Origin of the sequence: Streptomyces sp. H39-S7 (assembly GCF_027158205.1) — a bacterium.
Lineage (GTDB): Bacteria > Actinomycetota > Actinomycetes > Streptomycetales > Streptomycetaceae > Actinacidiphila.
The window spans coordinates 44,819-62,108 of sequence record NZ_JAPVLU010000009.1 but is presented as its reverse complement, the minus strand read 5'-3'; the positions used below and the strand labels follow the sequence as shown (position 1 = coordinate 62,108).

Sequence of the window (17,290 nt, the reverse complement as noted above, 5' to 3'; positions counted from 1 at the left end):
TCGGCGAGACCTCGGGCGGACGGCCCACGCACGAGGTGCGTGCGCGGGCCGTCCGCCCGAGGAAACAGCGCAGTTAGCCGTGGCGTGCAGCGTTGCGGCGGCGCACGGCGAACAGAACGCCACCTCCGGCCAGGAACAGGGCCCCGGCAGCTCCCACCAGCGGGCCGACGTTGCTGCTGCCGGTCGTCGCCAAGTGGGTGTCGTCAGTCGGCGTGGCCGCGGGAGTTGTGGCCGGCGGTACCGCGGCACCGCTGGTGGACGGGGTGCCCGTCGGCACGGCAGGCCCGGTGCTCGGGACAGCGGGCGTGCCCGGAGCCGTGCTGGGCGCGGCGGGAGTGGTGGGGGACGCGCTGGGGGTGGTCACGGTCGGGCTCGGGGTGGGGGAGGCGTTGATGCAGTCCTTGCCTCCGACCGGGCCGTTCCACGCGGCGATCAGCTTCGTCCCGATGACGGCACCGTTCGGGCCCTCGGGCGCGGGACCGTGACCGGTCCCGGTGGCTCCGTCGTAGCGGGTGCTGCCCTAGTACAGGTCGATCTGGGCGAAGCATCCGGCGTCCGGCACCGCGATCGTCAGCGACTTGGTGGCACCCTGGCGGACGGTGACGGTCGCGAAGCCGGTCAGGACCTGCAGGCCGGACGTCGCGAAGGTCGGACCGTGAGCCTGGTAGGAGGCCAGCGACACCGTGCAGACCCCGCCACGGCCCATGACGTCCAGGCTGATCTTCCCGTCGGCGGTGGGGGTGATGGCGGCCAGCCCCTGGGCGGCGGTCCATGCCGCGCCGTGCAGCGAGAACGCGCAGTGCGCGTCGGCCGGCTTCACCTGACCGGGCAGCGTCCCCGGCTTGGTGTACCCGGCCACATTGTGCTTCCCGTAACCCTTGCCGCCGCCGTCGGCCAACGCCGTGCCGGCTCCCGCGACCGCCACGGACACGGCGATGGCGGTCGAACCCAACAGATGCGATGCGGTGCGTCGCGACATCGACGAACACCCCTTCCTCAACGAACAACACGAAGACCCCGGCCGCACACGAGACCAATTCACCGTGCGCCGCACGTCAATGCGGGCATGGGCCATACCGGGAGGAGGGGGGAAGCACCCGGCAGCCCCGAAGCCGGGATCACGACGCATCTTCATGGCAGTGACCATCCTTGTCAATTGTTCAACAAACGGGCAATGCGATGAAATGCGGCAGAACTGCGGGGCATTCTTGCGTAAAGGGCGTAGAACGGGCTGCCCGTGGTCCGGATCGTGATCACCGACGGGGAAGCGTCCATCGCGAACGAACGCGCGGCCGCGCTGGGTTATCCGCGCGCCACGGCACCGTCCAGTGCACGCGGGGCATTGAGCCCCCTCGCGACATGCCGGGGAAGGCGGCCGCCGCTGACGCATACGCAGGTCGTACAGCCGGCTCACCCGGGCGAGGGACACGGATCGTTCAAGTGGCCGACGTCGGATGTGGAGGTCGATGCGACGGTCGGAGCATGGCTGGTGCAGAGGTAACGGGAGCGACGACGTGGTGGCGTCTTTGGTGGCAGCGGTGGCCGCACTGGGTGGGCTGGGCCACGACGATGTGGGCGGTGTTGTACACCGGGTTCGCGCTGGCATGTGTGGCCGGTGGGGTGCCGCTGTTCCTCCATCGGGGCTCTGAGCCGGCCGCCTTGGGGTGGGCGGTCGTGGTGATGGCGGTGACAGCTGCGCTGCTCGGTGCTGCGGTGACGCGCTACGGATTGCGGACACCCCTGCGGAGGCTGCTCTGGGTGGTGTGCGCGCTGGCCGGCGCCGCCGCGTTCAGCCTGCTGATGGATGTCGTCACACTGTTGTTCGGTCAGGGTGCGGACAGGTGGACCGCCGCTGCGAACCACGCCCTGGCGGCCGCAGGCGCCCTCCTGCTCGCGGCCACCGCCCGCTCCGATCGCCGACCGGTCGGCGAGATCGCAGCGCCGGAGCCCTCCGCCGCCCCGCGGCCGGTGCAACTCATCGCCTGGGCCGGGACCCTGGCCTTCGTCCCCTACACGGTGATGAAGGTGACCTGGGCCTGCGGCGGCACTTTCGCCGGGACGTCCGGCGAGGAGATGCGTGCGATCTCCCAGCGCAACGGCGCGTCGGGAATCTGGTTGACCTTGGAGTCCTGGGGCCTGGACGCCACCGCGCTGTTGGCCGCGTTCGGCGTGTTCCTGCTGTGGGGCCTGGTCCGTCCCTGGGGTCAGGTCTTCCCTCGCTGGACGGTGTTCCTGCACGACCGCCGCGTCCCGCGCTGGCTCCCGCTGACCCCAGCCCTGCTCGGCGCGGCGACCTTGCTTCCCTACGGCGTGTTCGGGTCCGGCTACCTGGCCCTCGTGTCGGCAGGCGCGGTGACGTTGCGGCGCGGTGACTTCCATTCCGCGCACGATGCGCTGCTGGTCAGCTGGATCGGCATCGCAGCCTTCGCCGTGTACGGACTCGCACTGACCGTGGCCGCCCGCTCGTACTGGCGTCGGACCCGGCGCTTGCCGCCTGGGCCGTAGCCCGCACCAGCAGAGAGGACTCAGGGAAGGGCACGCCGGGTGTCGGTGAGGTGGGCGAAGGCGACGACGTTGCCCAGGTACCGCTGGCGGCGCTTGTCGAAGCCCCCGCCGCAGGTGATCAGGCGCAGCTCGGGGCGTTGGGCCGCTCCGTACACCTTGTCATTGGGGAACTGCTTGTCGGTGTAGGCCTCGACGGCGTCGATGGTGAATCGCACGACGGTGCCGTCGGCGCGGTCGATGTCGATCAGGCTGCCCTTCCGGAGGGCGCCCAGGTTGTAGAAGACCGCCCGGCCGGAGTGGGTGTCGACGTGGCCGCCGATGATGGCGGTACCGACGGATCCCGGCCTGGTGCCGTCCTGGTACCAGCCGGCCAGGTTGCGGTCGGTCTCGGGGGGTGAGGCCAGCTTCCCGTCGCTCGTCAGGGAAAGCCCGGTCAGGGGAGCGTTGACGCGGATCGACGGGATCCGTACTCGCGTCGGTTTCGCCGGTGCCGGTGCTGGCGTCGGCATCGGCTGAGCCATGACGGTGGGGGAGACCGGGATGGCGGGGGAGATCGGGGCGGTGCGAGGGATCGGGACGGGTGGGGGCGGGTTGGCGTGGGCCGGAAACCTCTGCGCCGCGGTCGGCTGCGGCGGTGGCGTCGGACTCTGCAGGCCGTGGTGGATCAGTCCGATTCCCAGGGCCACCATCACAAGAGCCGGCAGTGCCCACTGCGCCCACTGCGAACGGAAACGCGAGTGCAGGCGGGCGGGTCGGTCCACTCGTTCCCCAAAAGGTGTGTCGGCCGCCCGGTGGGACACCGGTCGGCGGCGTGTGCGCGTCCTGTGATCGGGCTCCGCGCCGTGTCCGCGTGCCCCGCCCTGGTGGGCGGGGCACGCGGACTCGGCATGCGGCCGCCGGAGTCCTTCCGGTCAGATCTGGTCGCCGTTGTGACGGCGGCGCAGCATCAGCGCGCCGATGCCGACCGCGCCGATCAGGGCGCCGCCCGCCGCGAGGTCTCCGATGTTGGTGCCCTCGCTGGTGGAGCCGACGCCGGTGTGCATGGTGCCGCTGGGGACCTTGGCGTCCGGGCACGCGCGCGCCGCGGTGGACGCGGCGGCGTTGGCCTCGATCTCCAGCTTGGTGACGTTGTCCTGCTCCGCCGTGCCGGGGTGGCCACCGACCGCGATGGTCTTCTTGTAGTCCTCGACCGCTGCGCTGTACGCCGCTTCCGCCGTCTGCGCGTCCGCCACGGCCCTCGCACACGCGGTGGTCGTGGGCTGCGGGGCAGCAGCGTGGGCCGCCGGCACGGTCAGGGCGAGAGCGGCGCCCAGGGCAGCGGTACCGCACAGGGTGGATATGGCGCGCATGTGATGAACCTCCAGCAAGCACCGGGCGCAGCACCACGCACCGCGAGGAACCCTGGCTCACAGTGACAACGCAAGCCCAGCCTTGCGCGGACCGCAGCGCGGCCCGGCCGTGAAGAGGCGGTTCCACCGGCGTGGTGCCTGCTGGTTATCGGTATCCGCCCAGTTCATCGCGTTTCTGCGGTACGAGAGGGCAAGCCGTCGGCCGGCACGCCGAATGGGTGAGCGGGCCCTGCTCGCGGGCTGCGCGCTTCGGCCGTGGACAGGTGTCCGGCCGGATGTCCCCGACCGCGACGTGGCCTTGGCGCCCGGTTCTAGGGCACTCACTCCTGCTGCGCGGCGCCACTGTCGTTGTAGCGCAGGAGGTAGTCGGCGAAGCGGCGGAGGTCCTCGGGATCCCAGTCGGCCAGCCGCTCGTGGAAGGCGGTCCGGCGGCGGCCGGTGACCTGGGCGAGGGTACGGAGTCCGGCCGCGGTGAGGTGCAGGACGTGGGACCGGTGGTCGGCGGGGTCGGGGCGGCGCTCGACGTAACCGAGGCTCTCCAGGGCGGCGACCTGACGGCTGACCGTCGACTTGTCGAGCAGGTAGTGCGCCGCGAGATCCGCCGCGCGGCAGCCCTGCTCGTCCTCCAGGTGGGCGAGCAGGGTGAAGGAGACGAGTGACAGCTCGGGGTGCATGCGCGCGGCGGCGGCGCGGGCGCGGCGCGCGAAGGCGGTCATCTCGCGCTGGATGATCTCGACGTGTTCGTCGCGGGGGTCCATGGTTCGGCCTTTCGAAAGTAGTTGTATAGTACAACGTAAAGACGGTTGTATAAGCCAACTAGTTTGCGAGCCGCGACGATGACCTCCCCCTCCCACCACAGCCGGCCGGCAGCCCCCTCCGGAGGGCTCCGCCATGTGGTCGTCCACCTGCTCACCCCCGTGCTGATGTGTGTCGGCATGGGACTTGCCTACCTGGGCGCGTTCGCCGACCCGGCGCCGCACCACCTGCCGGTCGCGGTCGTCGGCTCGGGTCCCAGCGCCCAGGTGCTCGCCCAGACCCTGAACGACACCTCGGACGGCAAGCTGGCGGTCCGCACCGTCGCCGACCGGGCGGCGGCGGAGCGTCAGCTCGAGTCGCGGGACATCTTCGGCGCCTACGTCATGGACGCCAAGGCTCCCGTACTGCTGGTGGCGTCCGCCGGTTCGGACACCACCGCCACCGTGGTGCAGAAGGTCTTCACCCCGATAGCCGCGCGGCAGGGAGCCCCGCTGGCCGTGACGGATGTCGTGCCGTCGACGCCGCACGACCCGACCGGCCAGGGCATCTTCTTCCTGCTCGTCGCGCTCAGCATCGGCTCCTACGCCTCCGTCGCGGTGATCGGGGGAGTGGGCGGCGTCCTGCCGATGCGGGTACGCGCCCTGCTGGCGGTCGCGACGTCCCTGGTCGTCAGCGTGATCGGCGTCGCCCTCGCCGGTCCGCTCTTCCACCTCGTCGACCACGGCCTGTGGGGGGTGTGGGGGATGGCCTGGGTCTACTCCGCGGGAATCCTGCTGGCGGGCACCGGACTGCACTCGTTCCTGAAGCGCTGGACGACGCTCGGCCTGATGGTCCTCTTCGTCATGCTCAACTTCACCAGCTCCGGCGGGATCTTCCGGCCCGAGATGCAGAACGGCTTCTTCGCCGCCCTCCACACCTTCTGGAACGGATCAGGCTTCGTCGAGGGCACCCGCAGCCTGGTCTACTTCGGCAGCGACGGACTTGCCGCGCAGGTGGCCAAGCTGGTCCTGTGGCTGATCGGCGGCCTGGCCCTGGCCTGCGTGGCGGGCATCGTCGAGGCCCGCGCCGCCCGCCGAGGCACCGAAGCCCCCGCCGAGACGCCGGCCGAGGTGGAGCAAGAACTGGAAGAGTCGGTCGCGGTCTGACCGGTCGCGTCTGGACGGCCGCCGGCCACTGACCGCGCCCAGTCGCACGGCATGCCGCGTCCACCGGGGTGTTGCTCTCCGGTGGACGCGGCGGGTTGGGGCGGGTGCGGGTGGGGTCAGGGTTGGAGGGGCATCGTCCAGCAGTTGGAGAGGGACGGCTTGCCGGAGAGGCGGTCGGTCAGCCAGGCGATGGCGTCGCCCTGGTCGGTGATGAGCGGCACGACGTGGTTGGTGAGGATCTTGTCGCCGAGGTTCGGCAGGTTGATGGGGTCGTAGGTGACGTTGGCACCCTTGCGGCACCAGTCGACGGCCAGTTGCCGCGCCTGCGCGTGGGGAACGATGTCGTCCTGGACGCCGGTGGCCACCCGCACCGGGCCGGTCGGCTTGAGCGTGCCGATGCGCTGCTTGTTCAAGGCGGCCTGCGCGCTGGGTTCGGCGGCGATGATGTCGGCGATGGACTGGCCGTTCTTGGTCCACTTGCCGCTCTTGGTGAAGCCGTAGCCGAAGAGCGCGTCGCCGACGCACATGGTCGACGCGTCCACGAGGGCGGCCTTGCCGGTGGTGCTGATGTTCGCCTCGACGACCGCGCGCAGATCGGGGTCGGCCTGGGCGAATCCGCTGATCGACCAGGCCAGCGCACCGGCGAGCGCACTGCCGTCGATGCCCTTCATGACCGAGGTGAGGTCGGCCGGCGGTGCGCCGGCATAGGTGCCGGCGAGCGGGACGTCGGGCGCGTAGGACGGTTGGAGCTCCGCGGCGGCGGCGCTCGCGCCGCCGCCCTGGCTGTAGCCGTACAGGCCGGTGCGGGACGCCGGGGTGATCGATGCTCCGGGGACGGCGTGGGCGGCGCGGGCGGCGTCCAGCAGGGCGTGCGCCTCGTCGAGGCGGTTGACGTAGGTGTGCAGGCGGTCGGTGGAGCCGAGTCCGACGTAGTCGGTGACGACGACCGCCGCGCCGGTTGCCAGCAGACGGTAGATCGCCAGCGCCTCGTAGCCCACGATCACCGTGTCGCCGGTGAGGGTCAGCGGGTGCTGCAGGGCGAAGGACGGTGCGCACTGGTCGCCTTGGCCCATGGTGCCCGAGGCCAGCGCGACCAGGGGGCGGGGTCCGGTGCCCTTCCAGGCGGCCGTGGGCTCGATGTAGGCGCCGGTCACGGCGACGGGCAGCCCGGACGAGTCGGTGGACTTGTACATCAGGCGGGTCGCGGTGCCCGGCATGGGGCGGCCGTCCAGACCGGGGATGCTCAGCCCGAGCGGCAAGGCCTCGGTGCGGATCAACGCGCCGTTCGCGGAGGGCAGTTCGGTCGGTGGGTTGTAGAACTCGGGGATGGTGACCCCGCGCGAGACGACGGGCTCCGTCGTGGCCGCAGAGGCCGGGACCGCCGACAGGCCCGCGCAGACTGTGCCGGCGGCCACCACGCCGGCCAGCAGACGCAGACCGGCGGACGGGCTGCGGCGGTCCGTTACCGCGGCCGGATGTGCGGTGTATCGGGTTGCGGGGCCGGCGAGGGTGGAACGGGAACGGATTCTCTTGCGGCTCAAGGTGTGCTCCTCGTTCGTCGTTGAGATGAGCGTGCCGATGTCGTTCGCGGTGATGTCCCTGGGGCGTTAGGCCACAGCGGCGATGGACATCGACGGGTCGCGGGCGCCGGTTCGTGCCGGGGATCAGCGCACCGTCGAGGACGTCAGCGACGCTCGGAGGATCGTGGCCGCGGCGTCGGGGTCGTCCCACGCCTCGTGCCGCGGACCGTCCGGCTCCCTTTCGCGCTCGTGGCTGTGAGCCCGGCGGCATCGGGGAGCAGCACACGTCTGCCTGCCGTGAGCATGAGCGACTCCTTCAGGGGGGATTGCCGTCCGATCAGGCGGCCGTCGGGTTGCCCAACCAGGACCGGGTCCGCGGCGGTGGATGGCACCTGACCTCCTCGGATGCAGCCGGCGCATGCCAAGGACCGTACGGAACAGCGTGGTTACTCGCGGGTCAGTTACCGCAGCGTAGGTCTGGGCGTCAGTCAGTGACAAGACGTCTGCGTGCGCCATTTCTGAAGGGCTCGCCATGCGCAGGCAGGGGTACGAAGAGTCGGGGCGACGGTGCGCGGAGCGCCATCCGCAGCAACCGTGCAGACCATCCAGGCCGCTACCAGGCCATTGCCAGGGCGCGCTGCCCGTCCTCCGCCACCTGCTCGCGCGACGATCCGGCCGCGCAGATGACCTGAGGAGCACGGTGCACGCGGCAACCCCCACGGCGCGCTGTCTGCCGCGGTGCAAGGCATGCCCCGACGCTCCGCTCACGATCGCGAAGCGTCGGGCCAAGAAGAATCACCACGTGCCCGCCGGGAGCTCTGCGCGCGGCTTCGTCAGGCCTGCCCTACTGGGACATGTGAGCGCGCAGAGCGGTGGTGAACCAGGCGAAGACCGGCGTGAGCGTGGGCGGTACCGGCCAGCCGTTGATGGTCGACAGAAGCTGCCAGTAGCGCTCCGCCCTGGGGTCGGTGCCGGTCTCCAACCGGGTGACGAGCCACTGGCGCAGGTCTGCGTCGTCGGCCCGGCCGAAGGTCTCCGCATAGAGATGGGTGAGGGAATCGACAACATGCTCTGCCTGGGCGGACGTTGGCTCAATATCCGCTGCGAGAGCGGCACTGACCTGCTCACGCACGGCCGTGGTCAGATCATGATGCAGCCCGGTCGTGTCGCCCTGCGCTCGCTCCGCAGCCTGGTGCTCGGCCATCCGTCGTATGGAGGCCCGGAAGTCCGTGTCCTGGCACAGCTCTCCGAGTTCGACCCAGGCCTCGACCTGTTCGGGGGCCGGATCGTCGGGAAGTTGGGGCATGGCGGAACGCATCATGGCCACGAACTCCGGGTTGGCGTCGAGGCCGCCGAAGGTGTCGTCGATGAAGTCGGTCACCAGCCGCTGTCGTTCACTGTCGGACAGCTTGGCGAGTCTGTGCATGAGATCCAGCTCCTCAGGTGTTGGGCCACGCTTCGCCACCGCTCTCAACACTGATCGCCGCAGTCGGAGAGTTCGTATCTGCACCTCCAGGGCGTCGGCGTGCGCCGCGGCCACTTCGGGGACGGAGACCTCCCGGTTGAGGACCTTCCTGATGGCGGCAAGGTCGAGCCCGAGGTCGCGCAGCGTGCGCACGAGGTCGAGACGGGTGACCGCGTCGATGTCGTAGAGCCGGTAGCCGGCAGGGCTCCGGTCGGTCGGCGGCACGATCCCCGCGTCGGAGTAGAACCGGATGGTCTTCACCGTCAGCCCGGTCCGCCGGGCAATGTCACCGATCGCGTAGAGCGTGTCGCCGTTCATGTCCTCCACCTTGCTGTCTCCCCCGACGGGAGACTCAAGCGGTCATGCCTTGGCCACCGGTCAGGTGAGCCGGAGCGGGTCGTGCTCGTCAGCGCGGGCCGCGGTCGCCCGGCGGTGGGTTGAGCGGATGAGGACGGAGACCAGGGTGGCCAGGTCGGCGGCGCCGGCGGCATCGTCCGCGTAGCGGGTCGTTTGCAGGGGACCGGGTTGATCCAGCCGGATTCCCTCCCGCTCCAGGATGTAGGCGAGGGCGAGCATGGCCAGGCGGGCATTGCCGTCCGCGAAGGGGTGGAAGAACGCCACGTCCAGGTAGGCCCTGGCCGCACGGGAGGCCAGGGGGAGTGCCCGGTCGGCGCTCTGGCGCAGGCAGTGCTCGAAGTCCCGCCGGGTGTGCGGGGTCAGCGCGTAGCGTTCCCGGCCCCCCTTGGCGAAAGCGTCGCCTTGTCGGAACGGAACCTGGGGCAGGTCGAGGACAAGCCGCTGCCATCCGGCCAGCAGGGTGTAGGTGAGGGGTCGCCGGTGGAAGGCGTCTGCGCGCGATCGGGCCAGCGCGGCGAGCAGGTGCTCGCCTCGGGCCGGGTCGGAGAGGCGGCCCCCCGCAGCGCACCACTGCGCGAGGCCGTCCACGGTCGCGGTGACGGGAGCCGGTGTGTCACGTGCTGCGGAGGCCCAGTCGATCCCAGTCCTGATGGTGCACCAGGTGGCCAGGTGGCCAGGGCGTCAGTAGTCACGGTAGGGGTGCGTTCCGGTCAGTCCGACGGCGAGGTCCTCTCCGACGGCGTCGACCAGAGCTCGGGACGGCTCCACCCAGCTCTTGAACCGTCCACCGATTGCGGCGCCGACCGCCTTCTTCGCCGCTTCCTCCTCCATTCCCGCAAAGGAGAGGAACCAGGTCAGCACCGTGTGGCACAGCCCGTACCAGACGCACTCGGTGTTGGTGCGGTCGATGACCACCGTCACCAGGCGGCATGCCGCCCGTTCCAGGTACCAGCTGCGATCCTCGGCATCCGCTCCCACGGGCGGTGCCAACCGCGCGAACTGCTCCGCCAGCTCCTCCAGCCAGTCGCGCCACTGCAGCAGCGACGCGACCACCGCGCGGGCCGTCGCTGCGGGCTCACCCACGGAATGGGAGGAGCAGCACCAGCTGGCGACCACGCCTCCGCCACCGCCCTCGCCGACTGCCCAGTCCCATCCGCACGCCCACCGGCCGTACCGGGCTGCCAGGAGCGCCGTGACCTCGGTCGTGAAGTGATGCTTCGCGTCCCGGTCGGTGATTGGACACGGCATGAGCGAGGCGATCAAGGCGGTGGTCCGGGAGCTCTCCTCGTCGTCCCACGCGAAGGAGTTGACGTGGGGGTCGACGGCCGACCACGGCAGCCGGGGCGGGAAGAGCTCGTAGTTCATAGCCGTGGCATTCCTCCGAAACCGGGCCGGGCGGGGTGGCGATCGATTCTGTCAAGCGCGCGCGGTTGGTGTCGCGTGAGTTTCCGGAGCCACCTGTCCACGTACGTGACGGGCGGTGGGGCACCGGCACCTGCCCGGGGGTCGGGGACCCCCGGGGCTGCGGGTCACAGGCTGCGGGCGGTGATGTCGCCGTACGCGGTGGTCGCGCGGATGGTCAGGTCGGGGGTGCCTGCGGTGTTCTTCAGCGCGTTGTGGATCCGGCCGTAGGTGGTGCCGGCGTCCAAGGAAGCCGATACGCCGGGGGCCGCACCGATCGACACGGCGCCGGCCTCGGTGCGCAGCACCACGGTGCCGCCTACGGCCTCGGTGATGTGCAGGTCGCCTTTGCGGGTGCTGATCTCCGCGGAGCCGCCCAGCAGGCCGACGGCGATGTCCCCGGCGAGGAGGGTGAGGTGGGCACTTGCGGCCTCGTCGAGCTTGACCGAGGCCTGCGCGCCGTCGAAGGTGACATCGCCCAGCCGTCCGACGCCTCGGAGGTCGGCACTGGCTGCCTTCGCCTCGACGCGGGATCCGGCAGGCAGTTGGACGGTCACCTCGATCGATCCGCTGCTGCCGAGGATCCGGCGCTTGGCCGAAGCGGCCTCGATCCGCAGGACGCCGTCGCCGTAGGCGACCGCGGTCTGCTGCGCCGCCTTCACGTCGCGACCGTCGGAGGGGTCCGCGGGCAGGACCTCGACCGTGGTGTCGGCCCGGTCGGCGGCGATGAACCGGATGCGTCCCGCAGGGATGTCCAGGACGGCGGAGATCGGCGCGGGGGTGTCGAACTTCTGCATGGTGGTCTCCTCGACCTCGTTGTTTCCGATGAGAGAAACGCTACGTTGCATTCACTGATCTGACAACGATTTCAGTGCGCCGGGAATCCATAACTGCAGGTAGTAGCTGCGCAATTGTTGCAATGGCTCTGGACGTCAATGCAACGAGCTCGACCCGAATTGTTGCAATGAGATGGAAGTGAACGCTATGCTGCGGGCGCCACGGAGCACGAAGGAGACCGCGATGCCGGGAGGCAGACTCACCCAGCAGGAGCGCCGGCAGATCGCGCTGGGGCTTGCCGACGACCTCGCCTACGCGGAGATCGCCCGACGCCTCGACCGCCCGACCTCCACCATCACGCGCGAGGTGATGCGCAACGGCGGCCCCACCGCCTACCGCGCGGACCTGGCCCACCGCGCCACCGAACGCCGCACGCACCGCCCCCCGACCGCCCCCCGGGGGCCGCAGGCGCCCCCACCGCCCCACGGGCGCGACGCCGAGGCCGTGCGCGCGTACGAGGACATGTTCACCACCGTGCTCATGCAGGCGGGCACGCCCAAGATGATGGCGCGGGTCCTGGTCTGCCTCTACACCACCGACGAGGGCTGCCTCACCGCGGCCGAACTCGTCCAGCGCCTGCAGGTCAGCCCGGCGTCCATCTCCAAAGCGATCACGTTCCTCGACAGTCAGGGCCTGATCCGCCGGGAACGCGACGAACGCCGCCGTGAGCGCTACGTCGTCGACGACGACGTCTGGTACCAGGCGATGATCTCCAGCGTCCGGTCCAACGCCCAGATCATCGACACCGCACGACAGGGCGTCGGCGTCCTCGGCCGCGACACTCCTGCGGCCGCCCGCCTGGAGAACATCGCCCGCTTCCTCGACTTCGTCAGTGAGAGCATCACCCGCGCCGCCGAGCAGGCCCGCGAAGTCCTCCACACACAGGGCCCGACAACCCCGGGCGGCACGGACGGGGCAGGGCCGTGAGGGCTCATGCGAGTGGCGTGAATGGCTCCTGGATCAAGTGGTGTGCGGCGAGGACGAGGTCGGTGTTGCCGGCGGCGGGGGTGCCGTCCGGGAGGTGGAGCACGTCCTCGAGGCCGATGCGCATGTCCAGGCCGAGCGAGGCGGCCAGGTGCAGGACGGGCCAGGCGGCGGCATCCGTTCCGTGCAGGAGGATGGGCGGTGCTGGGGCGGTGCGAAGCTCGTCCAAAAGCCCGAGGGCGGAGTCGGGCGCGGTCCGAGGGACGGTGTCGGTGACTTCCGCGAGGACGCGCACCACACGGTGGGCGTGGGGCCACGCGAGGAAGCGCTGTGCCGCGGGAGTGCCGGAGTAGATGCCCGCTTCGATGCCGATACCGCGATCCAGCAGCGCGGTGGCCACGGTGGCGGCCCCGTCCTCGTGCCAGTTCACGGAGGCGTGATCGGGGAGCACGGTCCACGAGCGGACCTGGGCGGCGCGTTCGTCGGGATCGGGCGTGGTCCAGGCCCCCGTGGTGACGCCGACGGCAATGCCAGGGACGGCGGCCCGGACGGCTGTGACCGCCGCGGCCACCGCCGCAGCCTCCAGGGTGTCCTCACCGTGCCGGTCCTTGGGATGGAGATGGATGTTCCGAGCCCCCGCGGCGACAGCAGCCCTGGCCGCGGCTGCCAGCTCGCGCGGAGTGACCGGAAGGTGAGCGCATTCGGCGCGGTCTCGGGCACCGTTCAGACATACCTGCAACATGGAAGCGATCCTCGCAGGTCGCCGCGGCAGGCAGGGGCCGGCGGCAGGGCGACTGCCGGACTCACCCCTGCCTGCCCCTACCGGATGAGGACCTGGGAGTTGGGGAGGAAGCGAGTCCTGTCGTCCGGATCGACGATGTCGTCGAGGTGGGTGAAGTAGAACGACGTCGATGTGCCGGCCACCACGTCCAGGATGAACCGGCTGCACGACGTCGGGTAGGCCTCCCAGAGGGGGCCGCGCCCCTCGTTGAGGATGACGGTCCATTCCTCCGGCGCGACATCGGGCCGGACCACCCAGTACAGGAAGTGCCCCGCACCTTCCACGAACGCCCAGGGCACCAGCTTGACGTCGTCCTCGTGGAGCACCGATGGCTTCTCTTCGCCCGATTCCCAGAGTTCGGCGAGGATCTCCTCGCGCTCCGCGGTTTGGGCGACCAGGTCGTACACCGCATCCGGCAGCCCGGTTCCAGCAGCCAGAGCGCCCCCGCGCACACCACACGCTGAATCCGAGGTGAGTGCGGCTCGAAACAGCACGTCCCGAGGACGGTGCTCCCAAAGCCATGATCGCAATCCGATTGACGGCACCTGCAGACTCGTTGTCATGGGAACGGATATGAGTGGCTTTGTCGAGTGCCGTGCGTGGCACCTTCACGAGGAAGGCGAGGAGTCGGTCTGGCGAGCCGCTATCGACCTGATATTCCTCAATGTCAACAGGGACTACGATGCCTTCGGCTGCCTCTTCGGAGTCCGCAACTACGCCAACTTCCGCCCGTTGGCGGCAGACCGTGGTCTTCCGGTCGATGCGTCCGAAACGGTCCGTGCTGAACTCGACCGGCTGGCCCCATGGCAGGACCAGGCATACGGCACCACCTGGATCACCTGGGCCGAGCTCAAGGCAGTCGACTGGAACGAGCCTGCTGAGAGGGCCGACAGTCGACTCCATCAGTACCGTCGGACCGCAGACGGGTGGATCTTGACGGGCAAGAGGACTTGGAGCCCACAGGTCGCTCAGGCGATCGGCCTTCCCGAACAAGAACCAGGTCAAGCCCAGGAGTGGCCCGAAGGGAGCGAATGGCTCGTCGGCGACACCTTGTACAAGTCCGAGACGATCCGCCGCCGGGATGCCGTCTTGGAGCCCGGTGACTGGAAACCGGTCTGGACCGTCATGGAGGCGCTTGCCTTGCTGCACGGGGATGACAGCGTTCGGCTCGTCGTCTGGTTCGGCAACTGAGAACCACCGGGAGTGGGCCACGTGCCCGGCCGTGTCGGCCCTCGATCAGGACATGGCCGCCCCACTTCGTGGGCGGCGGCGAGGTAGGCGAGTACCAGGGGACGTTCGTCGTCCTGGTGGCGCTGGACGCCGACGACACCCCGCTGCGCCTCGCGCTCGGCGGCGACGCGGTCGACGCGCTGACCGGACACATGGACGCCGTGCGGGCCGAGCTCACCGCGTGGGAGAAGGTCTCGCGGGCGACGGGCTTCGACTCGCAGTGACAACCCGCTTGAAGCCACCCGCGGGGGCGGGTCCCCGCTCGGCGGACGCGTGTGAAGCGGCCGGTCCCGCCACTACTCGGCAAGGAGTGGCGGCCTCCCCCACATGGCGAGCCGCTGACCGGAACGTCACCGGCGCTCTTCAATCCTTCTCGGTGGCAACGGCGCCGGCTGACAGGAGCGTCGCGGCGGCCAGGCTGCCCCAGAGGGCGGTCGAGCCGTGGGGTGCGAGAGCGGTGATGACCGCAGGGGAGACCGCGAGGCCGAAGCCCGTGGAGAGCTCGAAGCGGGCGAGGGTACGTCCCAGGACGTGAGCCGGGGCGAGGGCGGTGGCAAGCGCCGTGGCGCTGCCGGCATAGACGATCTCGCCGAGAGTGCAGACCACGGACACCGTGGCGACCGCCGGGGCGCCCCAGCCGTGTCCCAGTGAGGTGGCCACCAGAAAGCCGAGGTAGGACGCGGCGAGCACCACGCCGGCGAGGGCCAGAACGGTCCGCCGGGAGTATCGGGACATCAGCACGGTGACCGGAACCTGCAGGGTGACCACCAGCACCGTGTTGGCCACGAAGATGGCCGCCGACCACACCGGGGACGCGTGCAACTGCGTCACCAGGACCAGGGGAAGGGCGATTTCGGGGACGTTGAGGCAGAAGGCGTAGATCACGTTGGCGCCCAGCAGTGCGCGCATCCGGGGTGCCGGCCCGTCGTCCCCGCCCTTGGCCGCGGTGGCGCCCGGATGCGCGCGGAGGTGGACCGACCACGCCAGGGCCGCCGCTGTCAGATAGGCGAGACCGGTGACGGCTGCCAGCGCCTGCAGCGCGGTGGTGCCGCCCGCCAGGCACGCGGTGGCGAGGAGTGCGCCCACGCCGAGGCCGGCGTTGCGCAGGGCGCGGCCGGCCGCGAGAGCGGTGTCGCGTTCCCGGCCGTGGGTGACCGTGGCCACGAGAGCCGCGTGGGCGGCCGGCCAGGCCTGGTTGCCGATGCCCAGGAAGAGCGCCGCGGTCGCGAACAGCCAGATGTGCCCCGCCGGGGTGGCCAGCAGCAGCGCCACGCCCAGCACCCGAATCAGCATCGACGCTGCCACGACCGAGCTGCGTGCGCCGCGGTCCAGCCACCGGCCCACCGCGGGCATGCACACCAGACCCACGACGATGCCGACCGTCATGGCGATGCCGGTGGCCGGTGCGGACAGCCTCAGCACCGTCACCCCGTAGAGCAGCAGGAAGGGTCGCAGCAGGCCGGTGCCGAGCGCGTCCACGGTCAGCGCGACGGCATAGCGGGGGCCTCCCGAAGCCCGGACGAGGGCGCGGGGCTGGATCTTGGTGGTGGTTGTCATGGCGTCAACGGTGCGTTCGGACGCCGGGCCGGTTGCGTCGGTTGACGGTGTCCGTCAACCGACGGCGGCGCCGGCCGTCCGATCGGTGATGATGAGGGCGTGACGTTGAGGATCGACATCAGCGGCCTGCTGTCCGAGCGACTGCGATTCGCCGCCTCCCCGCTGGCCGAGCTGACCGCGATGCTGCACGTGCTGGCCGAACCCGGGCATCATCCGCAGCTCGCCGGCTGGGCCGCGGAGGTCTGGGCCGGGCTGCGGCCGGAGCTGGCCGAGCGGTTGCGGGAGGCGGAGTTCCTGTGGCGCTCCTCGCAAGCCGACTTCCTGATTCCCGCCCGGCCTCGGCCGACGCTGGCCGAGGAGTTGGACGACGTGGACCGGATCGACGACGCGACGTATGTGACCGCCGCACTCGTCACCACGTGCGGCAGCAACCGGATCCACTTCGGCGCGCCGTCGCCGCTCACCGACGCGACCGCGCGCGAGCGGGCCCTGGACCTGGCCCAGGCCCGGGGCGCGCTGCAGGAGGCGTTCGCGGAACGGCTGCTCGCGGACCCGTCGGCCGTGCGGGCGCGGGTGCGCCACACCCTCGAACAGTGTGCCGAGGCGTTCTTCGACTCCGCCTGGGCGGGCGTGGCCGTGCAGCTCGCCACCGACCTGCGCCTGAAGAACGGCCTGCTGCAACGGCAGGGCATCGGGGCGGCGCTCGCATCGGTCTCCGGCGCGGTCACCCTGGCACCGGACGGCGACTGCATCATTGTCGACAAGCTGCAGGACAAGGCGACCGCGGCCCGCGACAGCGGGGTCACCTTCATCCCCAGCGTCTTCGGCCGCCCGCACCTGGTGGCGGTCCACGCGCCGGGCTGGCAGCCGGTGGTGCAGTACCCCGTGGCCGAGCCGGGTCCGTCGGAGCCGGTGCCGCTCGAAACGGTCACCCTGCGGTTGGAGGCGCTCGCGCACCCGGTGCGGCTGCGGCTGCTGCGCACCCTGGCCCGTGGCCCGCACACCACCGGTGAGCTGGCCCACGCCTGGGAACTCTCACCTCCGGAGGTCTCCCGCCACCTCGCCGTCCTGCGCCGCGCGGGCCTGCTCACGGCCCGACGGGACGGTCGCTACGTCCGCTACACCCTCAACCTGCCCGACCTGACAGCACTGGGCACCGACCTGCTGGCGGCCGTCCTGCGGTGAGTGGCGCCGCCCCTGAGCACCGGGCCTGAGCGCCGTCCCTGAGCACCGGGTCGGGAAGGTCTGCGTCCGGTTGCGGGCGAAGACCCGCTCCGATCCCTCGTACGCGCCGAGCGTGGCGTGCAGCTGGAACTCCGTCTCGGTGGAGCGCAGTTAGGTGCTGGTCACGGTGCGGGTCTGCCACTCCCCGCGACGCCCGGCTCGGGGGTCCGTCCTGGTGACAGGAGGTATCGGCGGACGGCGGCCGGGTAGGGGCAAGCCGTGGTGGATCATCCGCCACC

The 17,290-nt window shown here is 70.7% G+C and carries 19 protein-coding genes; 7 read left to right on the top strand and 12 right to left on the bottom strand.

The genetic code is table 11. The features are described 5' to 3' along the window. Window positions 1–212 precede the first annotated feature (212 nt). Window positions 213–485 (top strand): hypothetical protein, encoded by a 273-nt coding sequence (locus O3X23_RS10660; protein WP_269271034.1) that lies wholly within the window; start codon window positions 213–215, stop codon window positions 483–485. A 35-nt stretch (window positions 486–520) separates the two neighbouring features. Here the strand turns inward: O3X23_RS10660 and O3X23_RS10655 are convergent, their stop codons facing one another. Then, a complete protein-coding gene (locus O3X23_RS10655; protein ID WP_269271033.1) occupies window positions 521–979 on the bottom strand; it encodes a hypothetical protein in 459 nt (152 codons plus the stop codon). 503 nt (window positions 980–1,482) lie between these two features. On the opposite strand from O3X23_RS10655, the gene O3X23_RS10650 reads away from it, so the two are divergent. After that, window positions 1,483–2,505, top strand: a complete 1,023-nt coding sequence (locus O3X23_RS10650; protein WP_269271032.1) for a hypothetical protein — start codon at window positions 1,483–1,485, stop codon at window positions 2,503–2,505. Window positions 2,506–2,525: 20 nt separating this feature from the next. Here O3X23_RS10650 and O3X23_RS10645 read toward each other — a convergent pair whose 3' ends face one another. From O3X23_RS10645 to O3X23_RS10635, 3 genes are all read right to left on the bottom strand, one after another. Then, window positions 2,526–3,194 (bottom strand): class F sortase, encoded by a 669-nt coding sequence (locus O3X23_RS10645; protein ID WP_269271031.1) that lies wholly within the window; start codon window positions 3,192–3,194, stop codon window positions 2,526–2,528. 222 nt (window positions 3,195–3,416) lie between these two features. Beyond that, complete coding sequence (locus tag O3X23_RS10640; RefSeq protein WP_269271030.1) at window positions 3,417–3,854, bottom strand: hypothetical protein; 438 nt, start codon at window positions 3,852–3,854, stop codon at window positions 3,417–3,419. Window positions 3,855–4,174: 320 nt separating this feature from the next. Beyond that, a complete protein-coding gene (locus tag O3X23_RS10635) occupies window positions 4,175–4,612 on the bottom strand; it encodes a MarR family winged helix-turn-helix transcriptional regulator (protein ID WP_269271029.1) in 438 nt (145 codons plus the stop codon). Between the two features lie 78 nt (window positions 4,613–4,690). On the opposite strand from O3X23_RS10635, the gene O3X23_RS10630 reads away from it, so the two are divergent. After that, on the top strand, window positions 4,691–5,755 hold the full coding sequence (locus O3X23_RS10630; protein ID WP_269271028.1) for a hypothetical protein: 1,065 nt from the start codon (window positions 4,691–4,693) through the stop codon (window positions 5,753–5,755). 116 nt (window positions 5,756–5,871) lie between these two features. Here O3X23_RS10630 and O3X23_RS10625 read toward each other — a convergent pair whose 3' ends face one another. The 5 genes from O3X23_RS10625 to O3X23_RS10605 form a co-directional block, all read right to left on the bottom strand. After that, window positions 5,872–7,191: a lipase family protein gene (locus tag O3X23_RS10625; RefSeq protein WP_269271184.1), complete on the bottom strand. Its 1,320-nt coding sequence runs from the start codon at window positions 7,189–7,191 to the stop codon at window positions 5,872–5,874. A 928-nt stretch (window positions 7,192–8,119) separates the two neighbouring features. Further along, window positions 8,120–9,058 carry a helix-turn-helix domain-containing protein gene (locus tag O3X23_RS10620; RefSeq protein WP_269271027.1) on the bottom strand — a complete coding sequence of 313 codons (939 nt, stop codon included), beginning with the start codon at window positions 9,056–9,058 and terminating at the stop codon, window positions 8,120–8,122. A 60-nt stretch (window positions 9,059–9,118) separates the two neighbouring features. Beyond that, window positions 9,119–9,685: a Fic family protein gene (locus O3X23_RS10615; RefSeq protein WP_269271026.1), complete on the bottom strand. Its 567-nt coding sequence runs from the start codon at window positions 9,683–9,685 to the stop codon at window positions 9,119–9,121. Between the two features lie 93 nt (window positions 9,686–9,778). Continuing rightward, the gene (locus O3X23_RS10610) at window positions 9,779–10,462 is read right to left on the bottom strand and encodes a hypothetical protein (protein ID WP_269271025.1); all 684 of its coding nucleotides are present in this window, start codon (window positions 10,460–10,462) and stop codon (window positions 9,779–9,781) included. Window positions 10,463–10,626: 164 nt separating this feature from the next. Then, window positions 10,627–11,295 carry a DUF4097 family beta strand repeat-containing protein gene (locus O3X23_RS10605; RefSeq protein WP_269271024.1) on the bottom strand — a complete coding sequence of 223 codons (669 nt, stop codon included), beginning with the start codon at window positions 11,293–11,295 and terminating at the stop codon, window positions 10,627–10,629. A 223-nt stretch (window positions 11,296–11,518) separates the two neighbouring features. Here O3X23_RS10605 and O3X23_RS44125 point away from each other — a divergent pair, with 223 nt between their 5' ends. Beyond that, window positions 11,519–12,262, top strand: coding sequence for a helix-turn-helix domain-containing protein (locus tag O3X23_RS44125; RefSeq protein ID WP_443047817.1), 744 nt, complete (start codon window positions 11,519–11,521; stop codon window positions 12,260–12,262). Window positions 12,263–12,266: 4 nt separating this feature from the next. On the opposite strand, the gene O3X23_RS10590 is transcribed toward O3X23_RS44125, so the two are convergent. Both O3X23_RS10590 and O3X23_RS10585 read right to left on the bottom strand, forming a co-directional pair. Continuing rightward, window positions 12,267–13,001, bottom strand: a complete 735-nt coding sequence (locus tag O3X23_RS10590) for a 3-keto-5-aminohexanoate cleavage protein (RefSeq protein ID WP_269271023.1) — start codon at window positions 12,999–13,001, stop codon at window positions 12,267–12,269. A 77-nt stretch (window positions 13,002–13,078) separates the two neighbouring features. Continuing rightward, window positions 13,079–13,492 carry a hypothetical protein gene (locus tag O3X23_RS10585; protein ID WP_269271022.1) on the bottom strand — a complete coding sequence of 138 codons (414 nt, stop codon included), beginning with the start codon at window positions 13,490–13,492 and terminating at the stop codon, window positions 13,079–13,081. Between the two features lie 109 nt (window positions 13,493–13,601). On the opposite strand from O3X23_RS10585, the gene O3X23_RS10580 reads away from it, so the two are divergent. After that, window positions 13,602–14,231: a hypothetical protein gene (locus O3X23_RS10580; RefSeq protein WP_269271021.1), complete on the top strand. Its 630-nt coding sequence runs from the start codon at window positions 13,602–13,604 to the stop codon at window positions 14,229–14,231. A gap of 68 nt (window positions 14,232–14,299) precedes the next feature. Continuing rightward, window positions 14,300–14,494, top strand: a complete 195-nt coding sequence (locus tag O3X23_RS10575; protein WP_443047816.1) for a hypothetical protein — start codon at window positions 14,300–14,302, stop codon at window positions 14,492–14,494. A gap of 139 nt (window positions 14,495–14,633) precedes the next feature. On the opposite strand, the gene O3X23_RS10570 is transcribed toward O3X23_RS10575, so the two are convergent. After that, on the bottom strand, window positions 14,634–15,827 hold the full coding sequence (locus O3X23_RS10570) for an MFS transporter (protein WP_269271020.1): 1,194 nt from the start codon (window positions 15,825–15,827) through the stop codon (window positions 14,634–14,636). A gap of 99 nt (window positions 15,828–15,926) precedes the next feature. Here O3X23_RS10570 and O3X23_RS10565 point away from each other — a divergent pair, with 99 nt between their 5' ends. Continuing rightward, window positions 15,927–17,012 (top strand): helix-turn-helix domain-containing protein, encoded by a 1,086-nt coding sequence (locus O3X23_RS10565; protein ID WP_269271019.1) that lies wholly within the window; start codon window positions 15,927–15,929, stop codon window positions 17,010–17,012. Window positions 17,013–17,290 lie beyond the last annotated feature (278 nt).